The 26,894-nt window shown below is 66.1% G+C and carries 16 protein-coding genes; 5 read left to right on the top strand and 11 right to left on the bottom strand.

Annotation, left to right across the window (positions count from 1 at the left end; genetic code table 11):
- The first annotated feature begins 86 nt into the window (after positions 1-86).
- Positions 87-776, top strand: coding sequence for an XRE family transcriptional regulator (locus NNJEOMEG_RS13025; RefSeq protein WP_173085138.1), 690 nt, complete (start codon positions 87-89; stop codon positions 774-776).
- Between the two features lie 382 nt (positions 777-1,158).
- Here the strand turns inward: NNJEOMEG_RS13025 and NNJEOMEG_RS21150 are convergent, their stop codons facing one another.
- The 9 genes from NNJEOMEG_RS21150 to kdpF form a co-directional block, all read right to left on the bottom strand.
- The gene (locus tag NNJEOMEG_RS21150; protein ID WP_371865495.1) at positions 1,159-1,299 is read right to left on the bottom strand and encodes an integrase core domain-containing protein; all 141 of its coding nucleotides are present in this window, start codon (positions 1,297-1,299) and stop codon (positions 1,159-1,161) included.
- 31 nt (positions 1,300-1,330) lie between these two features.
- Positions 1,331-2,653 carry a PAS domain-containing sensor histidine kinase gene (locus NNJEOMEG_RS13020; protein WP_173085135.1) on the bottom strand — a complete coding sequence of 441 codons (1,323 nt, stop codon included), beginning with the start codon at positions 2,651-2,653 and terminating at the stop codon, positions 1,331-1,333.
- Positions 2,654-2,718: 65 nt separating this feature from the next.
- Positions 2,719-5,406, bottom strand: a complete 2,688-nt coding sequence (locus NNJEOMEG_RS13015) for a chemotaxis protein CheB (protein ID WP_173085133.1) — start codon at positions 5,404-5,406, stop codon at positions 2,719-2,721.
- An 822-nt stretch (positions 5,407-6,228) separates the two neighbouring features.
- Positions 6,229-6,924 (bottom strand): response regulator, encoded by a 696-nt coding sequence (locus NNJEOMEG_RS13010; RefSeq protein ID WP_173085131.1) that lies wholly within the window; start codon positions 6,922-6,924, stop codon positions 6,229-6,231.
- On the bottom strand, positions 6,921-9,611 hold the full coding sequence (locus tag NNJEOMEG_RS13005; protein ID WP_173085129.1) for an ATP-binding protein: 2,691 nt from the start codon (positions 9,609-9,611) through the stop codon (positions 6,921-6,923). Before NNJEOMEG_RS13005 ends, NNJEOMEG_RS13010 begins: the two co-directional genes overlap by 4 nt.
- Positions 9,612-9,620: 9 nt before the next feature.
- Positions 9,621-10,217, bottom strand: coding sequence for a potassium-transporting ATPase subunit KdpC (gene kdpC / locus NNJEOMEG_RS13000; RefSeq protein WP_173085127.1), 597 nt, complete (start codon positions 10,215-10,217; stop codon positions 9,621-9,623).
- A gap of 73 nt (positions 10,218-10,290) precedes the next feature.
- A complete protein-coding gene (gene kdpB / locus NNJEOMEG_RS12995) occupies positions 10,291-12,363 on the bottom strand; it encodes a potassium-transporting ATPase subunit KdpB (protein ID WP_173085125.1) in 2,073 nt (690 codons plus the stop codon).
- Between the two features lie 13 nt (positions 12,364-12,376).
- Positions 12,377-14,161, bottom strand: a complete 1,785-nt coding sequence (gene kdpA, locus NNJEOMEG_RS12990; protein ID WP_173085123.1) for a potassium-transporting ATPase subunit KdpA — start codon at positions 14,159-14,161, stop codon at positions 12,377-12,379.
- On the bottom strand, positions 14,158-14,241 hold the full coding sequence (gene kdpF / locus NNJEOMEG_RS21145) for a K(+)-transporting ATPase subunit F (RefSeq protein WP_371865494.1): 84 nt from the start codon (positions 14,239-14,241) through the stop codon (positions 14,158-14,160). The genes kdpA and kdpF overlap by 4 nt, the downstream gene beginning before the upstream one ends.
- A 747-nt stretch (positions 14,242-14,988) precedes the next feature.
- On the opposite strand from kdpF, the gene NNJEOMEG_RS12985 reads away from it, so the two are divergent.
- The 4 genes from NNJEOMEG_RS12985 to NNJEOMEG_RS12970 all read left to right on the top strand — a co-directional run bounded on the left by NNJEOMEG_RS12985 (position 14,989) and on the right by NNJEOMEG_RS12970 (position 23,477).
- The gene (locus NNJEOMEG_RS12985) at positions 14,989-17,985 is read left to right on the top strand and encodes a PAS domain S-box protein (protein WP_173085121.1); all 2,997 of its coding nucleotides are present in this window, start codon (positions 14,989-14,991) and stop codon (positions 17,983-17,985) included.
- Between the two features lie 154 nt (positions 17,986-18,139).
- Entirely contained in the window at positions 18,140-18,781 is a 642-nt protein-coding gene (locus NNJEOMEG_RS12980; RefSeq protein ID WP_173085119.1) for a TetR/AcrR family transcriptional regulator, read from the top strand.
- Complete coding sequence (locus NNJEOMEG_RS12975; protein WP_173085117.1) at positions 18,778-19,962, top strand: efflux RND transporter periplasmic adaptor subunit; 1,185 nt, start codon at positions 18,778-18,780, stop codon at positions 19,960-19,962. The genes NNJEOMEG_RS12980 and NNJEOMEG_RS12975 overlap by 4 nt, the downstream gene beginning before the upstream one ends.
- Positions 19,962-23,477: an efflux RND transporter permease subunit gene (locus NNJEOMEG_RS12970; RefSeq protein WP_173085115.1), complete on the top strand. Its 3,516-nt coding sequence runs from the start codon at positions 19,962-19,964 to the stop codon at positions 23,475-23,477. Before NNJEOMEG_RS12975 ends, NNJEOMEG_RS12970 begins: the two co-directional genes overlap by 1 nt.
- A 14-nt stretch (positions 23,478-23,491) precedes the next feature.
- Here NNJEOMEG_RS12970 and NNJEOMEG_RS12965 read toward each other — a convergent pair whose 3' ends face one another.
- Positions 23,492-24,937: an outer membrane homotrimeric porin gene (locus tag NNJEOMEG_RS12965; protein WP_173085113.1), complete on the bottom strand. Its 1,446-nt coding sequence runs from the start codon at positions 24,935-24,937 to the stop codon at positions 23,492-23,494.
- 86 nt (positions 24,938-25,023) lie between these two features.
- Positions 25,024-26,541, bottom strand: a complete 1,518-nt coding sequence (locus tag NNJEOMEG_RS12960) for a sensor domain-containing diguanylate cyclase (protein ID WP_173085111.1) — start codon at positions 26,539-26,541, stop codon at positions 25,024-25,026.
- Positions 26,542-26,894: the final 353 nt, after the last annotated feature.

Below are 26,894 nucleotides of genomic sequence, written 5' to 3'. Positions count from 1 at the left end.
CTGAGATATTATTTTGTGCAATATTTCTAGGATGTTGGGCTTTGCGTGGTGCAAAAGTTCCTGCAAGACTACTGGAGGGTAAACTCTTGCACACCGCCACTGCCCTAGGGGACCGTATAAAAACCATCAGAGGGGAGCTTAACCAGGAGGAGTTTGCGCAACTCCTGGGGGTCAACCGCAACACCCTGCGGGCGTATGAGCGTGGCGTAAACCAGCCAAACGCAGAGTTCCTGGCCATCCTAAGCTCAAAATTCTATGCAAACCCCGCCTGGATTCTTCTTGGAGAAGGCCCGATGCTCCGGGGTGGAACTGACGGGCAAACCGCACCAGCACCACTCGTCTCAACGGTCTGCGAGCCTGAAATTGTGATGATTCCAAAGGTCAAAGCACGTCTGAGCGCAGGCGGTGGCAGCCTGGAGACAGGGGACGAGGTCGTCGGCCTCTACGCGTTTAGGACGGAATTCGTTAAACGCAAAGGCAACTCCAGAGAGATGGTGTTGATGGACGTGTCCGGCGACTCAATGGAACCGGAAATCAAGAGCGGAGACACGCTGTTGATTGACCAGAGCCAACGCAAGATCATTGCTGGCTGCATCTACGCTGTTGGCATGGATGAGGAGGTAGTCGTCAAGGTGCTGGAAAAGGCCCCGGGCAAGCTCATCCTGAGGAGCTACAATACGCTGTTTCCTGCGATTGAGATCGACATGCGCGGCGACCTCTCCGATGGCGTTCGGATCATCGGCCGTGTAATCTGGTGGTGCCGCGAGGCCCGTTGAGGCGCCAAAACTAACCGTCGCCAGCGACACGACCAGGCCAATCTTAACTGTCGCCGCCGCCATTCGCCCGCGCGCCCATATTTTTCCGCGTCGCGCCCGCAAACCAGCCCCCGCCGGGCCTTCCCGTCCCACTATGTCCCGGTTTTGCCCGCCATATCCCGGATCAGACCTGGCACAACACTAAGTGTCGCTGCACACAAAAAGTGAGCCCGTTGGGGAGCACGCGCGGCCCCCTGTTCGGCCCTGTTCCCAGGCTCCCACAGACCAGCAGAAAACCACCCCCAAATTGTGCCGAAACTGCGTGTGCAGGAGCGCCCACGGCACACCCTTGGCGGTCCAGCCCCCCCCCGCTCTCGCGCCGGTCAGCGAGGCCTATTATCGTCTAGTCCCAACAGAAAAGGCCCGCCTCCTCCATCTGGAGGCGGGACGTCCTCGTAAGCTTAGGGGTCATCGCGCCCAGGCTTGAGTGGTGCCGGACCTCATTGTAAAGCATCTGCCAGTCCTCGATTACGACCTTGTCCACCACTCTGGATCATTAGGATGTGCAGAGGAACTCACTCTGGCAAGATAAAAGGGGCTGTGAAGCGCACCGTGGTCCCTTGGCCGAGGACGCTTTGCGCCTCCACCGTTCCACCCATCAAATCGGTCAATCGCTTGACGATGGCTAGGCCCAGCCCCACGCCGCCTCGGCATTTCTCTGATGGGTCTAAGGCCTGCTCGAAGGGGTCGAAAATCCGGGCCAGCTTCCCCTGGGGGATGCCGCAGCCGGAATCGTTCACGGTGAACTCGACCTCCACCATGCGGTTCGTAATGGTTGCCCCGAGTCTAGCCTCCACGCGGACAAACCCTTGGTCCGTGAACTTCAGCGCGTTGCCGGTCAGGTTGAGCAGGATCTGCTGGAGACGGACGTCGTCGCCAATAAGCGTCGGCGGCAGTTGGGGATCGATCTCGAAACTGAACCGGATGCCCTTCCCGGCTACCCGCAAGGAGAAAATCTCCAGGATGGAGGAACGCACGTCCTCCAGGGAAAACTCGGCGGCCATGAGGGCGAGCTTTCCCGCTTCCAACTGGGCTAGATCGAGAATGTCGGTCAGCAGCCGGGTAAGCCGATTGGAGGACTTGATGGCCAAGGTAACATGCTGGGCCTGCGCTTGGCTTAGAGGGGAGAAACCCAACAGTTGCAACGTACCCAGTATACCCTGGAGCGGCGTACGGATTTCGTGGCTCATGCAAGCCAGGAATTCTGATTTCGCCCGAGTCGCCGCTTCGGCCTGATCCCTGGCCCGGATCAAGTCGTCTTCAAGCTTTTTACGCTCCGTAAGGTCGGTCAGGGCGATCCGGCAAGACTTCCCGCCTGCCTCGGGAATCCCCTGCAGCAGGGTGGTAACCGAATCGTCTAAGCGCCTCCCTCTGCGTAACCGCAAGGTCATCTCTGCCTTACCGGACAGCCCGCCGGATGTCTCGCCGAAGCAGAGCATGTCGAGGAACCCGGCGAAGTCAGCCCGTAGCGATTTTGGCACAAAGGCATTAAAGTCCCGGCCAACCAGTTCTTCGCGGGGAGTGTCCAAGAGCGAGGAACATGCGAGATTGGCCCGCAGGATGAGGCCGCTGTGATCAAGCGTGGCGTAACCGACAGGCGCATACTCGTAGAGATCGGTATACTGGCGCAAGGCTGTCTCGGTGTCTTCTTGGGCCAGCCTAAGTTCCTGGTTTTGTATTTCCAGCTCGATCTGGTGGACTTGCAATTCATGGACGAGTGTCCGTGCGTCGTGCAGAATCTGAGCGTCAGCGATCGTCCACCCGGAGGCTTTCAGTCGTGCTTCGGCCCTGCTGCGAAGCTTCTCAGTGGGATCCGCCTTATTGTCCGAATTGTGCATAGCGCTTGTCTAGCCTTTTCAGTTTGGCCTACACGACAACGAAGCCGATGTTTTATACAGCCGCTTTAGAGCCGTCCTTTTGTTTCATTGGCTGGAACAACCACGCCCGTCCCAATCCCGGCAAGTTCTTCAAACTTGGCGCTCGTTTCACGCAGCCTGGCTTCCAGGCGTTTGGCTTGTGAGATGTCGTGGAAGGTGAGCACGACGCCGTCGATTCGGTTGTCGCGAGTCCGGTAGGGGTTGATGCGCATCATGAACCAGCGTCCGTCGCGGACAGAAATCTCCCGCTCAACGTACACCAGGGTGCGCAGAACTTCGGCGGCCTCGTCGAAAAGTGCGGGATAGGGCAGGTCGGAGACCAAGTCTGCTAGAGGACGGCCGACGTCTCCAGGGATGAGTTTGACGATGGCGGTGGCCTGCGGAGTGAATCGGCGGATGCGGAATTTCTCATCCAGAAAGATTGTGGCGATTTCTGTGCTGTTGAGCAAGTTTTCCATGTCGTCGTTGGTCATGGACAACTCGTCTACCTTGTCTTGAAGCTCTGCGTTCAGAGTTTGCAATTCCTCGTTCAATGACTGCATCTCTTCACGAGACGTGGTCAGCTCTTCGTTCGTTGACTGCAGTTCCTCATTCGTTGACTGCAGCTCTTCGTTTGCAGATTTGAGCTCTTCCTGAGAAGCCTGCATCTCTTCAACAGTTGTCCGCAATACAAATCGCATTTGTTCTAGTTCATGCTCCAGATGCTCCTGTCGTTCCAGTGCGGCAACCCCCTTCTTGCCTCGCGTTGAACATTTTCTTGGCGGAGTGTTCTGTTCGGAGAAGGTCAGCATAACCATTCCGCGCAGGGATTGGGGCTCTTCAATGGCCTGGATCGAAACGTCAACCGCTCGAACCTTTCCACCTGCCTCCACTTTGAGGTTGCGTAGTGTGATCGACCCGTGCTTTCGCACCGTCTGGAAGGCTATGGTCAGTTCGTTGCGCAAGCCTTCCCTGGCCATGGCCAGGACGTTCCAGTTGACCTTGCCGGCCGCCGGTTCCAAGTAGTTTCCGGTGCGGCCGTTGATGTACAGTATTTCCCCGGCCTCGTTGACCAGTACGGCTGCAGGAGTGAAGCGGCTCAACAGGAACTGATCGGCCATGTCCTGCAAGTTCTTCGACGGCGAAGAGGAGATGGACGCCTCCGGCGCGGGCAGGGCAGGTGGCAACGGCTGGAAGTGGGGCAGCGTCATCACCGCGAACATTTTGCCTGACCGATCTGCGCGGCGGAAGATGCGAAATTTTCCGTCCAAGGGATAAAAATGGTCACTCGCGCCGCCAATGGACTCCGCGCTGCCCAGGAATAGGACTCCCCCTTCGTTGAGGCTGTAGGCGAACAGAGCCAGAAGCTTGCTCTGCTGCTCCTGCTCCAGGTAGATGAGCAGGTTGCGGCAAGTCAGGAGGTCAATTCTGGTGAATGGGGGATCGCCGATGACGTTTTGCGTAGCGAAGACAACCATCTCGCGTATGGACTTGACCACGCGATAGCTGCCGTTTTCAGCGGTGAAGTAACGGGCCAGAAGCTCGCCCGGAACGTCGCCCTCGATGTTTGCCGTATATGTCCCTTGCCGGGCGGCTTCAATGGCGTCCGGGTCCAGGTCCGTGGCGAAAATTTGCAACGAATAGAGAGCGCTGGAGTTTAAGGCCTCGACCGCCTCCTTGAATGTGATGGCCAGGGAATATGCCTCCTCGCCCGTGGAGCAGCCCGGAACCCAGGCCCGAAGCGCCCCTCCGTCCGGCAGCCCGCTCAAGAGTTCCGGCAGGGTTCGTGTCCGCAGGTGCTCCCAAGCCTCCGGGTCGCGGAAAAAGCTGGTCACGCCGATCAACAGTTCCTTGAAGAGCAGAGCCGTCTCCTGGGGATTCTCTTGCAGCATGCGGGCATAGGTCTCGATCCGGTCGATCTTATGAATATTCATACGCCGCTCGATACGGCGATACATTGTGCTCTTCTTGTAGGCAGAGAAATCTTGCTTGGTTCGCGCGCGCAAGGTGACTAGGATTTTGCCCAGCCAGCAGCCCCCCTTGTCCGGGATTTGCAAAGACCCGCCAGCGCGCAGCGGGCGTGAAACTGCAACGCCGATGATTCTTTCGGGAAGCTCTGAGGCCGGGGCCACGATGTCCGCCAACCCAGCGTCGATCACACTCTTGGGCATGCTGTCATACTTCGCCTCGGCCGGTTCCTGGGCAAGGGTGAAACCACCGCTTTCCTTGATGGCGCGCATGCCCGCCAAACCGTCCGACCCCATGCCGGAGAGTACCACGCCAACGCATTGTTCCTTGCGGTCATCGGCCAGGGAGCGCAGGAAATGGTCGATGGGGAGCCTAAGGCCGCGCGGGGCCGAGGGCTTCATCAGGTGTAAGATCCCATTTAGGATGGACAAATCGGCATCGGGGGGGATCACATGGACCTGGTCGGGCTTGACGCGCATGCGGTCCTTGATCTGGACCACCTTCATTTCGGTGAAACGCTGGAGAAGCTCTGGCAGAGTCCCAGGTTTCGTTGGGTCCAGGTGTTGAACGACCACGAACGCGATACCGGATTCCTTTGGCACATGGCGCAAGAATTTCTCCAAAGCGTCCAGGCCCCCGGCTGAAGCTCCGATGCCAACGATAACGCTTGGCCCGGAAGTCTTGCGGCGCTGGGGGCGCTTAATGTCACCGCGCGCAACGGGGCTATAAGATCCCTTGAGTGGAGTGGTGGAGGTTGTTTCGCTCATGTTTGCATTTCGTAGTCCAGTCCCAGAATGATGGCAACACCACGGGTCAATCAGGGCAGACGCCTTCTCGGCTCATAGGCCCCAGATCAGCATAATAACACGTCGAATCGGTTGTAAACTGGCAAACCTTTCTCGGATGCCTACCCCAGTTCCACGAGACTTCGAAAAGCGGGCACCCCAGGACTCTCGACCATGCTCCTCATGGGCAACGGCGCGACTGGCGCGGCCTTCACGGCGGCGCAAGATGAAGTCGGCCAATTGATTGCGATCCACAGGCCCGGTTTATTTACGAGTGGCCGTGCATTTTGCGCCCATTGACGATCGTCACCACCTCGGCCATCCTCGCGCCATGTGAACCCATCCTGCCCTTGATGCAGTCACGATGACATTGCCAGCAACCGCAACCGCCAATCATCCAGTTCATCCAAGCCAGCTTGAACGAAGCAACTACCGAACGAAGAAACGAAAAAACTCCTCCAAGTGATCACCTCCGTTGGCTAACCTCTGGATCACCGGACTGGCCCAACGGGGGTCTGGTTTTCCCGGGGAACTGTTATCCTTTGCACATTTTGTCCTATTATTTCAATGGACAATTTCCGCCTTCCATTTCTTGGGCGCAGGGGGCCATGAGTTCAAATCTCGCCGCCCCGACCAGAGGAATCAATGGGTCATGATGTTCCATCATGGCCCATTTTTCTATGGGAATTTATCTGTGGCCAATTCTGTGGGCCTGACCTGCCGGTGTTCTTCGGACCACTCAATTCTTGAGGGTGGTTCCCCTGGTGATGGCGCCGGGCCGCGTGCGCCATGCACTCCCGGCAGCTACTCCTTGAACCTGTACCCCACCCCCGTCTCCGTGTGCAGGTGCCTGGGGCGGGCCGGATCGGGCTCGATCTTCTGGCGCAGCTTGTGGACGTGGATGCGCACGTAGTGTTCCTGCCCCTGGCTGTGCTTGCCCCAGACCTCCTTGAGGAGCTGCCCGTGGGTGACCACCTTGCCCGCGTGGCGCGCCAGGAAGGCCAGCATCTTGAACTCCGTGGGGGTCAGGTGGACCTCTTCGCCGCCCAGACGGACCACGTGCGCCTCAATGTCGATGGACAGGTCGCCGAATCGGTAGCTGCCCGAGGGCGGGGCGTCCGCCGTTGCCCCGCGTCGCAGCAGCGCCCGAATCCTGGCAGCCAGCTCCGCCAGGCTGAAGGGCTTGGTGAGGTAGTCGCTCGCGCCCAGGTCCAGGGCTGACACCTTGTCCTGCTCCCGACCGCGCGCGGACACCACGATCACCCGCGCCCGGCTCCAGGGCGGTAGCGCCTGTATGATCTCCTCCCCGTCCATGTCAGGCAACCCGAGATCAAGCAGGATGACCCCCGGCTCGTGGGATGACGCCATGGCAAGAGCCTCGCGTCCGGTGCGGGCCTCGATCACGGCGTAGCCTTCGGCCTGAAGGAAGGGCTTCAGGAATCGCAGGATGGCCGTTTCGTCGTCCACGACCAGGATGGTGGCGGTCTTGTTACTTGTCATGACTGGTCATGAAGCGGGAGGGTCATGGTGAAGCGTGCCCCGCTGGGGGCGTTGTCCCGCGCCGTGATGCTTCCGCCGTGTGCCCTGATCACGGCCTTGCAGATGGCCAACCCCAGGCCGTAGCCTTCGGCGTCCCGGCCATCGCCGCGCCCCCCCCCTCGCCGGTCGTCACGCTGATAGCGCTCGAACAGCCTGTCGTGATCGCCCGGGGGCAGCCCCGGCCCGGTGTCGCGCACTTCGATCACGGCTTCGCCCCGGCGCGTGTCGGCCAGGATGGCGATGGTGGTTCCCGGCGGGGTGTACTTGGCGGCATTCTCCAGAAGATTCAGGAACACCTGCTCCAAGAGCACCTCGTCCATGGGGATGGGCGGCATGTCCGGTGGCACGTCCACCCGCACGGGGTGTCCGGCCAGGATGGACTCCAGCCGCGCGAGCGAACTGCCGATGACCTCCTCCAGCGGCACAGGCTTGAGTTCCGGCACCACTGCCCCGGACTCCAGCGCCGCGATGCGCAGCAGGTTGTCCGCCAACCGCTCCAGGCGCGAGGCCTCGGCGGCGATGTTCTCTTCCAGGGCGCGGCGAACTTCCGGGCTGGCCGATTCCCCCAGGGCCATGAGGCTCTCGGCGCTGCCGGAGATGGCCGCCAGGGGGGTCTTGAAGTCGTGCGTCACCGTTGAAAGCAGGGCCGAGCGAAGCTTCTCGCGCTCGGCCTCCATGAGGGTGACCTTGGCCTTTTCCTCCAGGCGGTCCACGTCCAGGGCCATGGCGGTCTGGTGCACAAAGGCGTCCAGCAGACGCCTCCTGTCCGGCAGCAGCAGGGAATCACGCGCATCCTCGTCGAGCGGTTTGAGCCCGATCACCCCTAGAACCTCGTCTGCTCCAGGCAGCGGCAGGAAGAGGATGTCGGAATCCGCCAGGGTCTGGGTGGACTGCCCGGCAGGCTTCTCGTTGTCTAAAACCCACTGGGCCACGCCGTGGTCCTTGCTGGAGAGCAGTTCCTCGTCGCTGGACATGAAGGCCGTCTCCAACTTGCCGGATGCTCCGGGTAGCAGCACGAAGGCCTTGCAGCCGAACACGGCGGCGATGTGGTTTCTGGCCACCTGAACCAGATTGGCGGCACCCCGGTTGGCGGCCAGGTGCCTGGAGAGACCGCTCAACTCGGAGGCCTGCCGCTCCAGCTGGCCCGCGCTGTCCGCCTGGGCCTTGATGCGCGAGGCCATGCCGCTGATGACCAGGCCCACCAGGAACATGACCAGAAACGTGACCAGATAGGCTACGTCCGTCACCGCGAGGCTGAAACGCGGCGGCACGAAGCAGATATCGAAGGCCAGCACGCTAAGTCCCGAAGCCAGGGCGGAGGCTCTACGGGGCAGCCAGAAGGCCACGGCCATGACCCCCACCAGATAGACCATAATCAGGTTGGCCAGCTCGAAATACGGGAACATGGCGAAGCAGGCCGCCGTGGAAAGCCCCACCACCGACACGGCTGCCGCGTAGTCCTTCCACCGGGGGGTGGGGAGCGCTTCAGGCCTGGCCGCACGCGGAGTGCCGGTGTCCTGCCCTTTGATGACGTGGACGTCGATCTCCTCGGAGAGGCGCACCAGCTGATCCACGGGGCTGCCCCGCAGCAGGTCGGTGAAGCGCCGATGCAAGGGCTTGCCCACCACGATACGGGTGACGTTGTGCTGTCTGGCGAAGCCGACGATGAGCCGCGCCACGTCCCCGCCAGCCAGCACGTGGGTCTGCGCGCCCAGCTCACGAGCCAGGTTCAGGTTGGCAAGCGCCCTGCTGGTCTGCTCTCCGCCGGGCTGGTGCTGGATGTACAGGGCGTGCCAGGGCGCGTGCAGGCCGTCAGCCAACCGCTTTGTGGCGCGCACCAGGGTGGCCGAGGTGGGAGACGGCCCCACACACACCAGGATGCGCTCTGCCGTGGGCCAGGTGGTCTGGATGGAGTGCCCCTGGCGGTAGATCAGCACCTCGGTGTTCACGCGGTTGGCCGTGGAGCGCAGCGCCAGCTCGCGAAGGGCGCTCAAGTTGCCGGAGCGGAAGAAGTTCTCCCCGGCCCACTCGGCCTGCCTGGGCAGGTAGACCTTTCCCTCGTTCAGGCGCTGGCGCAGGTCCTCGGGGGGCAGGTCCACCAGGATGACCGATTCTGCGCGCTCAAGCACCGCGTCGGGCACAGTCTCGCGCACGCGCACCCCGGTTATCTGGGCCACGATGTCGTTCAAGCTCTCCAGGTGCTGTACGTTCAGGGTGCTCCAGACGTTCAGCCCGTTTTCCAAAAGCTCCTCCACGTCCTGCCAGCGCTTGGGATGGCGCGAGCCGGGGACGTTCGTGTGGGCCAGCTCGTCCACTAGGATGAGGGCGGGACGCCGGGCCAGGGCCTCGTCCAGGTCGAACTCTTCCAGCAGGTGCCCCCTGTAGTCGATCCGTTTGCGTGGCAGGGCGGGCATCTCGTACAGGAGGGCTTCGGTCTCCTCGCGTCCGTGGGTCTCGACGATGCCCGCCAGAAGGTCCAGTCCCTCGGCCATCTTGGCGCGCGCGGCCTCCAGCATGGCGTAGGTTTTGCCCACGCCGGGGGCCATGCCGAGAAATATCCTCAACTGGCCCCTGCGTTTGCCTTCCTCTTCGCGCCTGACTATGGCCAGCAGGGCGTCGGGGTCCGGACGTTGATCCTCTTCTCGCATGGTGTCGTCCTACTCCTTGTCGGCCAAGGCATCCAGGGCAAGATTGAGTTCCAGCACGTTCACGCGCGGCTCACCCCAGAATCCCCACAGAGGCCCTTGGGTGTGCCTGACGACCAGGGCAGACACGCTGTCGCGGGAGAGTTTCCGGGCCGTGGACACCCGGTCGACCTGGTAGGCGGCTGCCTGGGGGCTTATGTGCGGGTCCAGGCCACTGCCAGACGCCGTGACCAGGTCCATGGGAATGGGAGCGTCCCCATGAGCGCCCTTGAGCTTAGCGACGCGCTCGGCCACGGCCTCGGCCAGGGCGGGGTTGGACGGCCCCAGGTTGGAGCCGGACGAGGCCCCGGCGTTGTAGGCGTGCGGCGAGGTGGCCGAGGGCCTGCCCCAGAAATGCCGGGGGGACTCGAAGGGCTGCCCGATGAGCGCCGATCCTGCCGGGACGGCCGGGCCGGACTGGCCCAGGATCAGGCTGCCCGAGGCCTGGGCCGGGAACAGCGCCTTGCCCGCGCCGGTCATGGCCAGGGGGTAGGCCAGCCCGGTCAGGAGCATCATCCAGAAGAGCATCAGAAACGCCGGCTTGAGCTGCTGGGCGAATATCGTGAACATGTCAGGCTCCTGTGGCATTCGAGAGAACACAACCCTGTTTTCACGGGATAATCATTGGATGTTTTATCTTCCGCTACGCCCAACCCAGGGCGGAGATGATGACGTCTATGAGCTTGATTCCCGCGAAGGGCACAAGCAGCCCCCCCAGCCCGTAAATCAGCAGGTTTCGCCGCAGGGCCATGGCCGCCGGGGCGGGCACGTACTTCACACCCTTGAGCGCCAGCGGAATCAACACCACGATGATGAGGGCGTTGAACACCACGGCGGAAAGCACGGCGGACTTGGGTGTGGCGAGCTCCATCACGTCCAGTACCCCAAGCTGCGGGTAGATGCCCGCGAACACCGCCGGGATGATGGCGAAGTACTTTGCGATGTCGTTTGATATGCTGAACGTGGTCAGCGAGCCGCGCGTCATCAGGAGCTGCTTGCCAATGGCCACCACTTCCAGGAGCTTGGTAGGGTTGGAGTCCAGGTCCACCATGTTCCCGGCCTCCTTGGCGGCCTGCGTGCCGGAGTTCATGGCCACGCCAACGTCGGCCTGGGCCAGGGCCGGGGCGTCGTTTGTGCCGTCGCCGGTCATGGCCACCATCTTGCCTTCGGCCTGGTACTGGCGGATGCGGGCCAGCTTGGCTTCCGGCGTGGCCTCGGCCAGGAAGTCGTCCACGCCCGCCTCGGCAGCGATGGCCGCGGCAGTGAGCGCATTGTCGCCGGTGACCATGATGGTCTTGATGCCCATGGAGCGAAGCTCGGCGAAGCGCTCGCGGATGCCTCCCTTCACGATGTCTTTGAGCCATATGGCCCCCAGCGGCCTGCCGTTCTCCGACACCAGAAGCGGCGTGCCCCCGGACTTGGCGATGTCGTGGATGAAGAGGTCGATTTCCTTGGGGATGCGCTGGCCGGAGTGCTCGGCCAGGGCCTTTATGGCGTCGGGCGCGCCCTTGCGGATCAGGCGCTCCGGCAGGTTCACGCCCGACAGGCGGGTCTGGGCGGTGAAGGGCACGAAGGTGGCACCCAGCTCGTGCAGGTCGCGCCCGCGAATGCCGAAGCGCTCCTTGGCCAAAACCACGATGGAGCGGCCCTCGGGCGTCTCGTCGGCCAGCGAGGCCAGCTGGGCCGCCTCGGCCAACTCGCGCTCGTCCACCCCGCTTACGGGCAAGAAGTTCGAGGCCTGACGGTTGCCCAGGGTGATGGTGCCGGTCTTGTCCAGGAGCAGCACGTCCACGTCCCCCGCGGCCTCCACGGCGCGGCCCGAGGTGGCGATGACCCCCGCCTGGATGAGGCGGTCCATGCCCGCGATGCCGATGGCCGAAAGCAGTCCCCCGATGGTGGTGGGGGCCAGGCATACGAAGAGTGCGGCCAGGGCGGTGATGGTCACGGTCTGCCCCTGGCCGGAGAGCGCCACGGCAAAGGCCGACATGGGCTTCAGCGTCACGCAAACCACCAGGAAGATGAGTGTCAGCGAGGCCAGCAGGATGTTCAGGGCGATCTCGTTGGGGGTCTTGCGGCGTTTGGCCCCTTCCACCAGGGAGATCATGCGGTCCAGGAAGGTCTCGCCGGATTCGGCGGCCACCTTGACCACCAGCCAATCCGAGAGGAGCCGCGTCCCGCCGGTGACGGCGCTGCGGTCGCCGCCCGCCTCGCGGATGACCGGGGCGCTCTCGCCGGTTATTGCCGACTCGTCCACGGAGGCGATGCCTTCCACGATTTCGCCGTCCGAAGGGATGGTGTCGCCCGCTTCCACCAGCATCAGGTCGCCCCGGTGCAGGCTTTTGGCGGGCACGGGGACGAAGGGCGAATCGCGGCGCGGGTGCACGAGCTTCTTGGCGGCCACGTCCTGGCGCAGTCCGCGAAGCGCCGCCGCCTGGGCCTTGCCACGGCCCTCGGCCATGGCCTCGGCGAAGTTGGCAAAGAGCACCGTGGCCCACAGCCACGCGGACACGGAAGCCACGAACCCGAAGGGCGCCTCGCCCTGGCCTGAATAGGCCTGCACGGCCAGCAGCGTGGTCAGGATGCTGCCCACATAGACCGTGAACATCACGGGGTTGCGGGCCTGTCGGGCCGGGGAGAGCTTTCGCACGCAGTCCGTAAGCGCCTGGCGCACGATGGCCGCATCGAACAGAGGCCGCTTGTTCTTGTCTTTGGACATCTCAATGACCTCGTTATTTCAGTTGATACAGGGCCAGATGTTCGGCAACCGGGCCGAGCGCCAGGGCAGGCACGAAGGTGAGCGCGCCCACCACCAGCACCACGGCCATGAGCAGCCCCACGAAGATGGGCCCGTGCGTGGGCAGGGTTCCGGGGCCTTCCTGCAGTCGCTTCTTGCCCGCCATGGACCCGGCCAGGGCCAGCACAGGGATGATGAGCCAGTAGCGCGACACGAACATGGCCACTGCGCCCGCGATGGTCCAGAAGGGCGAGGTGGCGGTGAGCCCGGCGAAGGCGCTGCCGTTGTTGTTGCCCATAGACGAGAACGCGTAGAGCATCTGGCTGAAGCCGTGCGGTCCTGGGTTGGAAACGGCCTCGGGCGGACCGGCCACGGCGGCCAGGGCCGTGCCCATCAGGCACAGAAAGGGCGGGATCAGGATGATGAGCGCGGCCATTTTGGTCTCGAAGGGTTCGATCTTCTTGCCCAGGTACTCCGGTGTGCGCCCCACCATCAGCCCGGCCACGAACACGGCCACCACGGCAAAGACCAGCATGCCGTACAGCCCGGAGCCAACGCCGCCGTAGACCACCTCGCCAAGCTGCATGAGCAGCATCGGCCACATGCCGCCAAGGGGGGTAAAACTGTCGTGCATGGCGTTCACCGAGCCGTTTGACGCGGCCGTGGTGGCGGCGGCCCACAGAGCGGAACCGGCCGCGCCGAAGCGGACTTCCTTGCCCTCCATGCTTGGACCGGCCACCGTTCCGGCTTTGGCCAGCAGCGGACTGGGGGTGGTTTCGGCCTGCATGGTCAGGAAGGCGAAGGACGCGAACAGGATGGTCATGGCCATGAGCACGGCCCATCCCTGACGACGGTCTCCCACCATGACCCCGAAGGTGTGGCAGAGCGCGGCCGGGATAAGCAGGATGGCCAGAAGCTCCAGGAGGTTGGTGAGCGGCGTCGGGTTCTCGAAGGGATGCGCGGAGTTCACGTTGAAGAAGCCCCCGCCGTTGGTGCCTAGCTGCTTGATGGCCACCTGGGAGGCCACGGGGCCGAGCGCGATGCTCTGCCTCGCCTGTGTGGCAGGTTCCGTCCTGGGCTTTCCGCCCTCGTCCAGGACTGGCTTGCCCGTCTCGTCCAGCACTGGCTTGTCGTAGCTGGCAGGCTCCAGGAGGGCGACGGCTGCCGAGCCGTCCAAGGTCTGGGGCACCCCCTGCCATATCAGGGCCAGGCTCAACACGATGGACAACGGCAACAGCACGTAGAGCACCGAGCGGGTGACGTCGCGCCAGAAGTTGCCCAGCCTGTCGGTCTCGCGGCGAGACAGCCCCCGGATCACGGCGGCCATCACGGCCATGCCGGTGGCTGCGGACAGGAAGTTCTGCACCGTGAGCGCCAGCATCTGGGTGAGGTGGCTCACGGTGGTCTCGCCGCCGTAGGCCTGCCAGTTGGTGTTGGTGGCGAAGCTCACGGCGGTGTTGAAGGCCACGAAGGGGTCCACGCCCGGAAGACCCGCCGGGTTCAGAGGCAGCCCGCCCTGCAGGCGCTCGATGGCGTAGACCGCCAGGAGCCCCATGGCGTTGAAGGCCAGCACGGCCATTGCGTAGGTCTTCCAGTCCATCTCGCGGGATGCGTCGATTCCGCAAAGACGGTAGAGGAGACCCTCAAGGGGGCCGAGGGCTTTGTCCAGGCCGCGGGGTTTGTCCTGGTACACGCGCGCGATGTACAGCCCGAGCGGCCAGGACGCCCCGAGCAGCAGGGCCAGATACAAAAGGTATTGGGCAACGTCTGTCGCGTTCATTGGAACCACTCCGGTTTGCACAGGGCCGCCAGCAGGTACAGGAACAGGGCGGCCGCCAGGATGAGGGCCAGGATTTCCACGGTTAATTCCTCTCCAGGCTGGAGACCACGCCGATCAGCCCGAACAGTCCGAAGACCAGGGCCAGGATGAGGGCGACGAAAAGCATGTCCATCGGAACCTCCGTCGAGAGTCGATGGAACCTGGATAATGCCCTGCACGTTAACCTGGTGTAAAAATCGGAGGCGGAGGTGTTAAATCGACATCAACGAGCATCGTCACGAACGGCCCGACACGGGCTTCGGCGGCAACACACCGAGGCAGAAGCCGAGAACGGCTGCATGGCCCACCTTTTCAGACCGCCAACAAAGAGGGAGGATACCCGGCAGACGCCCGGGGGCATGTCCCTTGCCAGCGCCTCGCGATCGATCCGACATCCCGTCGCCTTCCGGGACGCCCTCCGCGACCGGCGGCCCCGGTCAACCTGCAATCCCCCCGCCCCGCATTTTTCCAGTGGCCCCGCGAATGGGGAGTCTTCCCCAATCCGCGTCCGGGTGAGCCCTCGCGGACGGTAAACGGCGCGCATGTTCGATTGACAACCGTTGTTCGTCAATCTAGCTTTCAAGCTAGCATCGCCAGGGCCGCCTCGCGGCGTTGCGCGGCCCTGTATCCGGGTGAATCCTCCAGACCGTACGGACCGGCTCGTCGGATGCAGCAATGAATGAAGCACGCCCTGGGAGGCATTGAGCCCTCGCCGCGAACCCAGGAGCGGAACCGCCAGCCCGGCCCGCCGGTCTGGTCCTGCGAGGGCCTCAAGGCACGGAGACGCCATGGGCAACCCGGCACAAAGCGCAAAGAACGGTCGCTTCGACGTCCTTCAGAACAACGCCGTGGCGATCTGTTACGGCGTGTCCACGCTCATCGTGCTCATCCTGTTCGTGGGGGTCTACTTCAAGTGCCTCCAGGAAAAGCGGCTAGACATCGAGGCAGTGTTCCGCGACACCTCCAACATCTCCCGCGCCGTGGAGGAGCACGCCATCCGTACCTTCGAGCAGGCCAGCCTCCTGGCCCTCTCCATCCGCTCGCGCTACCAGGAGGACGACAAGCTCGATCTGGGTTCCGTGATCAAGGTGGACCCCAAGGCCATGAGCATCTTTCAGCAACTGGCCATCATCAACGAGAAGGGCTTCGTATCCGCCAGCAGCATCCCGGGCTTCGCCCCGGTGGACCTCTCGGGTCGCGAACACTTCAAGGTGCACGCCACGCCCCAGGACATCGGACTGTTCGTCAGCAAGCCCGTGCTGGGCAAGGTTTCGGGCAAGTGGTCCATCCAGCTCACCACGCGCCTCACAAGGGCGGACAAATCCTTCGCCGGCGTGGTGGTGGTGTCGCTCGATCCCTTCTACCTCTCCTCCTTCTACCAGGACATCGACATTGGTCCCCACGGCAGCATCATCCTCGTGGGGCACGACGGCGTGATCCGCGCCCAGAAGAACATGAGCGGCGAGACCGTGGGCACGCCTCTCGACGACGCCACGGTCCGCTTCCTGCGCGACACCTCCTGGCGCACCGCCAACTACACCCTGACGGACCCCGCCACCGGGCAGGCCATGCTCTGCAGCTTCCGCTCCGTGGAGGGTTTCCCGCTGAGCGTGGTCATCAGCGTCTCGGAGGCCGACGCCCTGGCGGGCTACCACGCCAGGCGCGCCCAATACCTGGGTTTCGCCGCCGGTCTTTCGGTGCTCATCTACCTGCTGGCCGCCTGGATGACCCGGGTCTTCACGGCCCTGCGCCAGAGCGCGGGACGCCTGCGCATCATTTTCGACAACTCGCCCGTGGGCATCATGCACCTGTCCGCCGACGGCAGGGTGCTCGACTGCAACCAGCTTCTCGCCGACCAGATGGGCACCCCGCGCGAGGCCATCATCGGGTTCGACGCGGCCCGGCGCAGCGCGGAGAATCTCCGGGACCACGTCCATCGCGCGCTCCAGGGCACGCCCTCGGTCTTCGAAGGCCCCTACACCTCGACCACGGGCGTCAAAACATCCTTCCTGCGCATGATCTGCAACCCCGTGAACCCCGAGCACGTCCCCAACGAGGTGATCGTAACCAGCGAGGACATCTCCGAGCGCCTCCAGGCCCAGGAGCGCCTCAGGATCACCAGCGAGCGGCTGCGGCTGGCCACCCACGCCTCGGGCATCGGAATCTGGGAGCTGGACGTTGCCGGCGACGCCCTGGTCTGGGACGACACGATGCACCACATCTACGGCGTTGAGAAGACGGGCCAGAGCGTCCCCATGGACCAATGGAGGTCCATGGTCCACCCGGAGGACCTGCCCGGCAGCCTCCAGGCCATCGAGAGCGCCCTGCGCGGCGAGGCCGATTTCGACGTGGAGTACCGCATCATCCGCCAGTCCGACGGCCAGGTGCGCCACATCAAGGCCAACGCCCTGGTGGACCGCGGCCCCGACGGCGCGCTCCTGCGCATGGTGGGGGCCAACATGGACATCACGGCCCGCAAGACCGCCGAACTGGAATTGCAGGCCGCCTACGCCGAGATCGAGCAGCGCGTGGCCCTGCGCACCAAGGAGCTGGACCGCGCCATCCAGCTGCTCCACGGGGAGGTGACCGAGCGCAGGCAGGCGCACCGCGAGATCAACCAGATCCTTTCCTCCATCTCCGCCATCCTCATCGGCATCGACCGCGAGGGCCGGGTGGCCCGCTGGAACGGCGCGGCCGAGCACGCCCTGGGCCTGCCCGCCGGTCAGGCCGTGGGCCGCGCCCTGAACGCCCTGCCCCTCAAGTGGGACTGGGACGCCGTGCTCGCCGGCGTGGCCCAGGCCCGGGAGCTCCTCGTGCCCCGCAGGCTCTACAACGTCTGGTACCAACGGCCCGACGGCGGCAAGGGCTTCTTCGTCATCGCCGTGAACCCCGTGCGCGGCGAGGACGGCCAGGCAGACGGACTGCTCATCCTGGGCGACGACATCTCCGAGATCAAGTTCCTGGAGGCCAAGCTCTCCCAGGCCGCCAAGCTCGAGGCCGTGGGACAGCTGGCCTCGGGCATCGCCCACGAGATCAACACGCCCACGCAGTTCGTGGGCGACTCGGTGCAGTTCCTCAAGGACACCTTCACCGACATGGAACGCGTGCTGGCCCTCACCGAGGCCTTCGCGGCCGGAGAGGACCAGGACCACAAGGCCTTCGCGGATACCGCCAGGGCCACGCTGGAAGAGATCGACATCGGCTTCATCAGGGAGGAAACCCCCCGCACCTTCGCGCGCATCTTCGACGGCATCGAACGCATCGGCACCATCGTCCAGGCCATGAAGCGCTTCTCCCACTCCGGCGGGGAGGAGATGCAGCCCGTGAACATCCACCAGGCCATCCGCAACACCCTGACCATCTCGCGCAACGAATGGAAGTACGTGGCCCAGGTGCGCACGGACTTCGACGAGAGCCTCAAGGAGGTCCCCTGCCATCCGGGAGAGATCAACCAGGTGCTCCTGAACATCATCGTCAACGCGGCCCACGCCATCGGCGACGCGGGCAGGACGGGCGGACTGGGCGTCATCACCATCTCCACCCGCAAGGACGGCGACACCGCAGAGATCCGCATCGCCGACAACGGCCCCGGCATCCCCGAAGCCGTGCAGCCCAGGGTTTTCGAGATGTTCTTCACCACCAAGGAGGTGGGCAAGGGCTCCGGGCAGGGCCTGGCCATCTCCCACGACATCGTGGTGAACAAGCACAAGGGCTCGCTCACCTTCGAGACCGCCGAGGGCGCGGGCGCGACCTTCATCATCCGCCTGCCTCTGCGCGACGCCTGACCGCCCGGCGCTCGCTTTGCCGTCAGGCCCACCCGGGCTCACCCTGCCGACGCCCCCCGCGTTCGGCGCGCTCCCCTTGATGCGGGGAGGGTATTGACACCAATCAAACATCGTTTTAATCGGCGATTGAAGCAGCGATTGAAACGAGGTCCCCATGGAACCGGCAGACACCCGCGACCGCATCGTCGAGGCCGCCATCGAAGTCTTCCTGGAAAAGGGCTACGCCGCCGCCACCGTGCGCGACATCTGCGCCCGCGCCCAGGCCAACGTGGCCGCCGTCAACTACCACTTCGGCTCCAAGGAGGCCCTCCACGCCGCAGTCCTGGAGAAGGTCATGGCCGACTGCCAGGCCCTCTACCCCATGCAGGAAGGCCTGGAGGCCGACCAGCCCCCCGGCGAGCGCCTGCGCCGCCTCATCGCCAACATGTACCGCCTCAACTTCCCCGAGGACCCCGAGTCCGCACGGCGCGGCAAGCTCTTCTGGCTGGAGGTGGCCAACCCCAGCCAGAGCTTCCGGCCCCTGGTGGAGCGCTTCATGCGCCCCATCAAGGACGTGCTGGAGGAAATCATCCAGGACATCGCCCTGGGGCCCCTGGACCCCGAAACCCTCCACCTGCTGGCCGCCTCCGTGGCCGCCCAGTGCCTCTTCCACGCCCAGAACGCGGCCTGGCTCTCCCAGCTCTACCCGGAGCGGACCTACGCGCCCGCCGACGTGGAGCGCCTGGCGTCGCACGTGCACCGCTTCTCCCTGGCCGGCATAGAGGCCGAACGCGCGCGCCTGGGGAGGGCGTCGTGAAGGCCCTCGCGCCCCTGCCGACGGCTCCCCCATGCCTGGGAGGCCGCCTGACCCGGGGCCTCCCCGCGAAAGGCCCGGCGTTCGCTCTGACGACGCTCCTGCTGGCGGCGCTCCTGCTGGCGGCCTGCGCCCGGGATGCCGTGCCCCCCAAGGCCCCCCTGCCCGTGGCGGTGCAGCCCGTGGCCGCCCTGGCCGTGCCCGCCGGAGACCAGTCCGCCCTGGCCAACCGCTACACCGCCGTGCTGGCCCCGCGCGAACTGGTCAGCCTGGCCTTCAAGGTGCCCGGCTACGTGGACGAGATCGACCCCAAGGCCCTGGACAAGGGCAGCCGCGTCACCCGGGGCCAGGTGCTGGCGAGGCTGCGCGAGAACGACTACAAGGCCCGCGTGGCCCAGGCCCGCTCCACCCTGGAGGAGGCCCGCGCCTCCCTGGTGCTGGCCGTCAACGACCAGGAACGCAACGCCAGGCTCTACCGCGACAAGGTGATCTCGCGCGGCGAACAGGACCGCACCGACGAACGCAAGGGCGTGGCCCAGGCCCGGGTAGCCCAGGCCGCCGCCGCCCTGGAGCAGGCCGAAATCAACCTGCGCGACGCCTCCCTGGCCTCGCCCATGGACGGCCTGGTGGTGCGCCGAGACGTGGAGCGCGGCTCCCTGGTGAACCAGGGCGGCGTGGCCTTCGTCCTGGCAGACCTCTCCAGCGTCAAGGCCGTCTTCGGCCTGCCCGACCAGGACGTGGCCCGCATCAGCCCGGGCAGCCCCCTGGCCGTGACCACCGAGGCCCTGCCCGGACGGGAGTTCACCGGCACGGTCAGCGCGGTCTCCCCCTCGGCCGACCCCAAGAGCCGCGCCTTCGACGTGGAGGTGACCATCCCCAACCCCGAACGGCTGCTGCGCGACGGCATGGTGGTGAGCGTGCGCCAGGGCGCGGCGGGCGCGCGCGACAGCCTGGCCGCCGTACCCCTGCACGCCCTGGCCAAGCCCCTTGGAGGCGACTCCTTCCTGGTGCACGTGCTGGCGGAAAAGGACGGACGCGCCTACGCCCAGGCGCGCGGCGTGGAGGTGGCGGGCGTGAAGGGCGACATGGTCACCGTGCGCTCCGGCCTCGTCCCGGGCGAGCGCGTGATCACGCGCGGCGCCACCCTGGCCGCGGACGGTCAGGAAGTGCGGGTGATCCGCTGATGGACGCCGCAAGCCTCGCCGAGCGCCGCAACATGGCGCGCTTTTTCGTGGAGCACCGCCACGTCTCGTGGGTGCTGCTGGTGGGCGTGCTGGTCTGGGGCGTGTTCGGCTACGCCATGATGCCCCAGCGCAAGGACCCCGAAATCCCCGTGCGCGTGGCCGCCGTGCTCTGCCCGTGGCCGGGCGCGCGCGCGGAGAAGGTGGAGGAGCTCGTCACGCGCGTCATCGAGCAGCGCGTGGCCGAGAACGACAAGGTGGAGCGCGTGGAGTCCACCTCGCGCACGGGCATGTCCGTGGTCACGCTCAAGCTGCGCGACGAGGTGGCCCAGACCGGCGAGGTCCTGGACGACATCAACCTGAAGCTGAACGCCTTGCGCAATCTCCCCGATGGGGCCGGTCCCGTCACCTTCCTGAAGGATTTCGGGGACACGGCCACGCTCATGCTCACCGTGGCCTCGCCCCGGGCCGGGCAGGCCGAGGCGGCCCTGCGCGCGCTCCAGGCCGGGCGCATCCTGGACGGCCTGCGCCGGGACGCCCCGCCCGGACCCCGGCTGGCCATGGTGCTGGTGGTGCCGCCCACGGTGCCCCAGGCCCAGGTGGAGCGCAAGCTGGGCCTCTTCACGCGGGGCCTGGAGGGCGACGGGCGCTTCGCGGACGTGCGCTCCGGCTCGGAGTCCGGCGTGGTGGTGGTGGACGCGGCCACGGCCATGGCGGCCGGGGAGTTCCGGGAGTTCGTCCGCGAGTTCGCGAGCACCGGCCTGCACCACGCCGAGCTCAACCCGGACCTCTGGCAGCCCGTGGTCGTCTCCGACACCGCCCGCCTGGGCGAGGAGATGGCCGACCAGGCCGGGGACAAGTACACTTGGCGCGACCTGGAGGCCTTCACCGACACCATCGCCCGCACCCTGCTGGGCGTGCCCGAGGTGGCCAAGGTGACGCGCTGGGGCGTGCGCCCCGAGACCGTGTTCCTGGACTATTCCCAGGAGCGCCTGGCCTCCTACGGCATCCAGCCCTGGCGCGTGCGCGACGCCTTCTCCGGGCGCAACATCGCCCCCAGCGGAGGCGTGGCCGAGTTCGGCGGACGTCGCGTGGCCCTGGAGCCCACGGGCGAGTTCTCCTCCGAGCGCGAACTGCAAGACACCCTCCTGGCCGGGAGCCTCTACCTGCGCGACGTGGTGGAGATCGAACGCGGCTACGAAACCCCCGCCGACACCGTGAACCGCTACACCGCCCGCGACGCCCAGGGGCGCTGGACCCCGGGCAAGGCCGTGACCCTGGCCGTGACCATGCGCGCGGGCCAGCAGATCGGCGCATTCTCCGACAGCGTGGACAAGGCCCTGGAAGAACTGCGCCAGCGCCTGCCCGAGGACCTGACGCTGGCGCGCACCTCCGACCAGCCGCGCCAGGTGGAGGAGAGCGTCTCGCTCTTCATGCGCAGTCTCCAGGAGGCCGTGGTCCTGGTGGTGCTGGTGGCGCTCATCGGCTTCCGGGAGTGGCGCTCGGCGCTGCTCATGGCCCTCTCCATCCCCGTCACCCTGGCCATGACCTTCGGCATGATGCACCTGCTGGGCATCGACCTCCAGCAGATCTCCATCGCCTCGCTCATCCTGGCCCTGGGCCTCCTGGTGGACGACCCTGTGGTGGCCGGAGACGCCATCAAGCGCGACCTGGCGGCCGGAAAGCCCCGCGCTCTGGCCGCCTGGGCCGGACCCACGCGGCTGGCCAAGGCCATCCTCTACGCCACCATCACCAACATCGTGGCCTATCTGCCCTTCCTGCTGCTCTCGGGCGACAAGGGGCGCTTCCTCTACTCCATGCCGGTGGTGGTCGCCTGTTCGCTGGTCTCCTCGCGCGTGGTCTCCATGAGCTTCATCCCCTTCCTGGGCTATTACCTCCTGCGCACCCGCCAGGACCTGCCCGACCCCACCCGGGGCTTCGCCCGGCTCTACCACCGGCTGGGAGGCTGGCTCATCGACCACCGCTGGAAGGCCCTGGCCGTCTCCCTGGTTTTCCTGGCGGGCGGCTTCTGGACCAAGAGCCTGCTCAAGCCCATGTTCTTCCCCATCGACCGCTCCTACCTCTCCTACGTGGACGTGATCCTGCCCGAGGACGCCCCGGCCGACCTCACCGACCAGACCACCGCCCGCGTGGAAAAGGCCATCCTGGACGCCGCCGCGGACTTCGGGCGCACCCATGCGGAGTTCGCCGACCCGCTCAAGTCCCTGACCACCTTCATCGGCGCGGGCGGCCCCCGCTTCTGGTTCTCCGTGACACCGGAGCTGAAAAAGCCCAACTACGCCCAGATCCTCGTGGAAACCCGCGACAAGCGCACCACCGAATTCTTCTGCGGCCCCCTCCAGGCCGCCCTGCGCGCCACCATCCCCGGGGCGCGCGTGGACGTGCGCCGCCTGGAGACCGGGCCGCCCGTTGGCGTTCCGGTGCAGATACGCATCTCCGGGGAGGACGAGGCCACCCTGCGCGCCCTGGCAGAGCGGCTCAAGGCCGCCCTGCGCGCCCTGCCTTCAGCGGATCGCGTCAGCGACAATTGGGGGGGCTACCGCTTCACCGCGCGCCTGGACATCGACCCGGACAAGGCCGCCCTGACCGGGGTCTCCAACCAGGACGTGGCCCGCTCCACGTCGCTGGCGGTCAACGGGCTCGCGGTCACGAGCCTGCGCGAGGGCAGGCTCTCCATTCCGGTGGTGCTGCGCCTGCGCGGCGAGGAGCGCGCCAGGCTCGAGGACGTGGCCAACCTCTACGTCTACCCCCAGGCCTCGGACCACAAGGTCCCCCTGACCCAGGTGGCCAACATCGGCTGGACCATGGAGAGCGAGGCGATCGCCCGGCGCAACCACTACCGCACAATCACGGTCTCCTGCTTTCCCATGCCCGGGGTGCTGCCCTCCCAGGTGGTGGAGGCCGTGCGCCCGGCGCTGTCGGCCCTGCAGGCCGACCTGCCCCCGGGCTGCTCCCTGGTGATCGGCGGCGAGCACGAGGAGCAGGTGAAGGGCTTCAAGGAGCTGGGCATGGTGATGGCCGTGTCCGTGGCCATGATCTACCTGGCGCTGCTCTTCCAGTTCCGCAACGCGGTGAAGCCGCTTCTGGTGTTCGGGGCCATCCCCTACGGCGTGGCCGGGGCGCTCGTGTCCCTGGCGCTGATGGGCCAGCCTTTCGGGTTCATGGCCTTCCTGGGCATCGCCAGCCTGATCGGCGTGATCGTGAGCCACGTGATCGTTCTCTTCGATTTCATCGAGGAGCGCCTCCAGGCGGGCGAGCCCCTGCGCCAGGCCATCCTGGACGCGGGCGTGCTGCGGCTGCGCCCGGTGCTCATCACCGTGGGGGCCACGGTGACGGCGCTCTTCCCCCTGGCCGCCAGCGGCGGGCCGCTCTGGGAGCCCCTGTGCTACGCCCAGATCGGCGGGCTCACGGTGGCCACGTTCGTCACGCTGCTCATGGTGCCCGTGCTCTACGCCATCGCCGCCTTCGATCTGAAGGCCTTCGGCAAGATGCGCTGAGGCCCAGGCCGGGCTCAGAAGCGGTAGACCACGCCCACGGAGACCTTCCACGGGTCGCCCGAGAGGGCCTGGTGCACGTGGCGGCGGCAGAAGCCGGGCTTGGAAAACTCGCCGTGTGCCCAGCCCGTCTCGGCCACGAGGCGCAGGTTGTCCTGGATGACGTAGCTGTGGTCCAGGGTCACGGCCATGACGGACTGGCCCTCGATGAGGTCGCGCCCCATCTGGAAGTAGCTGCACACGCCCCAGAGGGCGAAGCCGTCCATCACGGCGCGCAGGGAGTTCAGGCCGCGCACGTAGGCGAAGGTGGCGCGGTGGGTAAGCTTGGGCAGGAAGCTCATCTGGTCCAGGGTGAAGGAGACGCCCCAGGTTCCGATGGGGTTGATGCCCAGGGTGGCGTTGGAGAGCTCCTGCCCGCTGTTGAAGAGGAAGGTGTTGCCCGGGCCCCAGGAGTCCACCAGCACGGGCAGGCGCTCGGAGCCGTTGCGCGTGGAGCCGTCCTCACCGGTGGACCACCACGCCGATGCCTTGGGCACGGCGAAATCGAAGCCCCGGTATTCCACGGCGGCGTCCGCGAAGAGGCCGCCCCGCAGGCTTTTGGCGCGGTCGTTCCAGGCGCCCTGGCCGGCGATGATGTCGGCGTTGAAGCGCCAGGGATCCAGCGCGTCCACGCTGAGGGCAGCTCCGACCCAGAGGAAGGGGTTGCGGTCGTTGCGCCAGCCCTGGGGCGCGGCCCGGTAGCCCGAGGAGAGCACGCCCGCGCCGAGGGTGTCGTCCAGGCCGGGTCCGCCGGTCTGGGTCTGCCAGTTCACGGCGTTGCCCGCCAGGCCGAAAGCCGTCCAGGGCGTGAAGGACACGCCGTCCAGGGCCACGGGCAGGGTGAGGAAGAACAGGTCGAACTCGTCGGCCACCTGGGTGGTGGTGGGGTCCATGTCGCGGTTCGTGTCGATCAGGCGGGAGTAGCCGGCCACCAGGGAGAGCGCGTCGCCCATGAGCGGGGCCGCCACGGTGAGGGCGGCCGAGCGCGTGCCGCCCAGCACGGGGTTGGCGTTGAAGTAGCCCGAGGAGACGGGCAGGTCCGTGTTCTGGAGCCCGGCGGTGATCTTCACGCGGGTGCCGGGCCAGATGAAGCGCAGGTAGGCCTGGTAGACCTCCAGGCTCACTTGGGGATTGTCCACGGTGAAGGTTCCGCTGCCCCAGGGCGTGTTGTTCACGCGCACGCCCAGGCGGAAGGCCAGGTTTTCCGAGGCCGCGAAGTCCGTGCGCAGCCGGAAGCGCTCCCAGATGGTCAGGGCGTCCATGGTCTGCCGACCGTTGTAGTTCCAGCCGGTGAAGTTCTGCATCAGGAAGAAGTTGGCATGGATGCGGGCGTCGCCGGTCATGCGCACTTCGGTTTCGGCCCGGGCCGCCTGGGGAAGAAGGACGCATAAGGCCAATGCGAGAGCGATGAGCGCACGCTGCATGGGAAGCCTCCCTGGGAGTGTTGGCGCACACTAGGGGAAGCGCGCGAGGCCGGTCAAGCGCCGGTGCGCCGCGCGGGGAGCCGTCCCTACGGGTCCTCGTCGCGGCAGGTTTCGCGGCCCGCGCGCTTCACGCGGTAGAGTTCCCGGTCCGATCGGTGGAGCAGGGCATCCAGGGTCTGCCCGTGCTCCGGGAACAGGGCCACGCCCACGCTGACGCCCAGGAGCGCCTCGCGGCCCCCGCCCAGGCGGTAGGGCTCGCACAGCGCGCGGACGATCTTGGACTCCACGAGCCGGGCGTCGTTCTCGCCGCGCACGTTCACGAGCAGCGCCACGAACTCGTCGCCCCCGAAGCGGGCCACGGCGTCGTTGCGGCGCAGGCAGGCCCCGATGCGCCGGGCCGCCTCCACGAGCACGGCGTCCCCGGCGGCGTGGCCCTGCACGTCGTTGACCTCCTTGAAGCGGTCCAGGTCCATGGAGAGCACGGCCAGGCGTTCGGAGCGCCGCAGGGCGTCCTCCCGGGCGATGGCGAAGCGTTCCGCGAAGGCCCGGCGGTTGGCCAGCCCGGTGAGGCTGTCGGTGGCCGCCAACTCCTGGAGACGCTCGCGCAGCATGCTCTCGCCTGTCACGTCGGCGGCGCTCCACAGCATGCATTCCTCCCCGTCCAGGACCAGCGGCACGGCGGAGAACTGCCCCACCAGCTCGCTGCCGTCGCCTCGGGCCAGGCGCGCCTCGGCCCGCCCGCCCTCCCCCGGCGCGTCCGCCAGGGCCTTCGCGGCGGGAGCGAGGCCCAGGTCCTCCAGGGTTCTTCCCAGGGTCTGACCTCGGGAGCGCCCAAACACGGCTTCGAAGCCGTCGTTGACCTCCAGCACCGTCGCTTCGCGCCCGTGCGCGATGAAGAGCGCATACGGCGCGGAGTGGAAGGCCTTGGCGAACTTTTCCTCCTGGGCCGACACTTCGTCCATGAGCCTGCGCGTGAGCGAAAGGGCCAGGGCCACCAGCATGCAGATGTGCAGGGCGATGTAGCCCGTCACGGCCACGGAGTCGGCCAGGGCCGGGGGGTGGGGTCCCGCGTCCGGGGGCCTCGCGGTCAGGATGACCAGGCGCGCCGCGCTCACCACGGCGTAGCCGGCCGCCACGAGCCCGGGCAGGAATGTGTAGCGGCGCACGCGCGGCCCCGCACGCGCCAGGAGCAGCCAGGCCGTCTGGGCGTTGACGAACGCCAGGATGCACGAAACGGCCACCGTGCGCGCCACGATGTCGTCGTGCACCACGGTGTAGTGCGCCATGGCCCAGGCGAAGAGCGCGTAGGCCGCCAGGTTGACCCAATGGGAACCGCGCTTGCCCGTGTAGCGCCGCATGCCCTCCAAGAGGAGCCAGGAGCTGGACATGAGCACCACGTTGCCGCCCGCAACGGCCGCGACGTGCGGCAGCCCCCCGCGCGCCAGAATGAGCCCCACGCCCGCCACCTGGGTGGCGGCCTGGGCGAACCACAGCCCCAGCCCGTCGAACTTGCGCCCGTAGCGCGCCCAGAGGAGCGCCGTGGTCAGGAGGCTGATGACGTTGACGATAAGGTTGAGCGTCAGGAGGGTGGTGAAGTCGAGCATGGCGGCATGTCCCACGTGCAGATAGCGCGTTTACCCGGCCAGGACCATGCGAATTAATGATACATCATTTCAGATGATTGCACGACATGACAAAAGGCAAGGGCCGCGACTCGCGTCGCGGCCCACAGCTTGATGACAAACCCCGAAGCGGGGTTTGTGGGATACGCTTACGGGCGGCAAAGCCGCCCTGCTCCAGGCTGCGCTGCGCGCAGGGCTGCTGAAAAAGCCGCAAAGCCGACTTTATCAGCAGCCTCGGCCGCGACTCGCGTCGCGGCCCTTCGAAGACTGCCGGAGGACCCGGCTCAGGCCAGGGCGCGGGGCTTGCCCGCCCCCGGGGGCAGGGCCTGCCCGCC

Source organism: Fundidesulfovibrio magnetotacticus, assembly GCF_013019105.1.
Classification (GTDB): Bacteria; Desulfobacterota; Desulfovibrionia; order Desulfovibrionales; family Desulfovibrionaceae; genus Fundidesulfovibrio; species Fundidesulfovibrio magnetotacticus.
The sequence above is the reverse complement of the archived record's forward strand: the minus strand, read 5'-3'. Positions and strand labels throughout refer to the sequence as shown.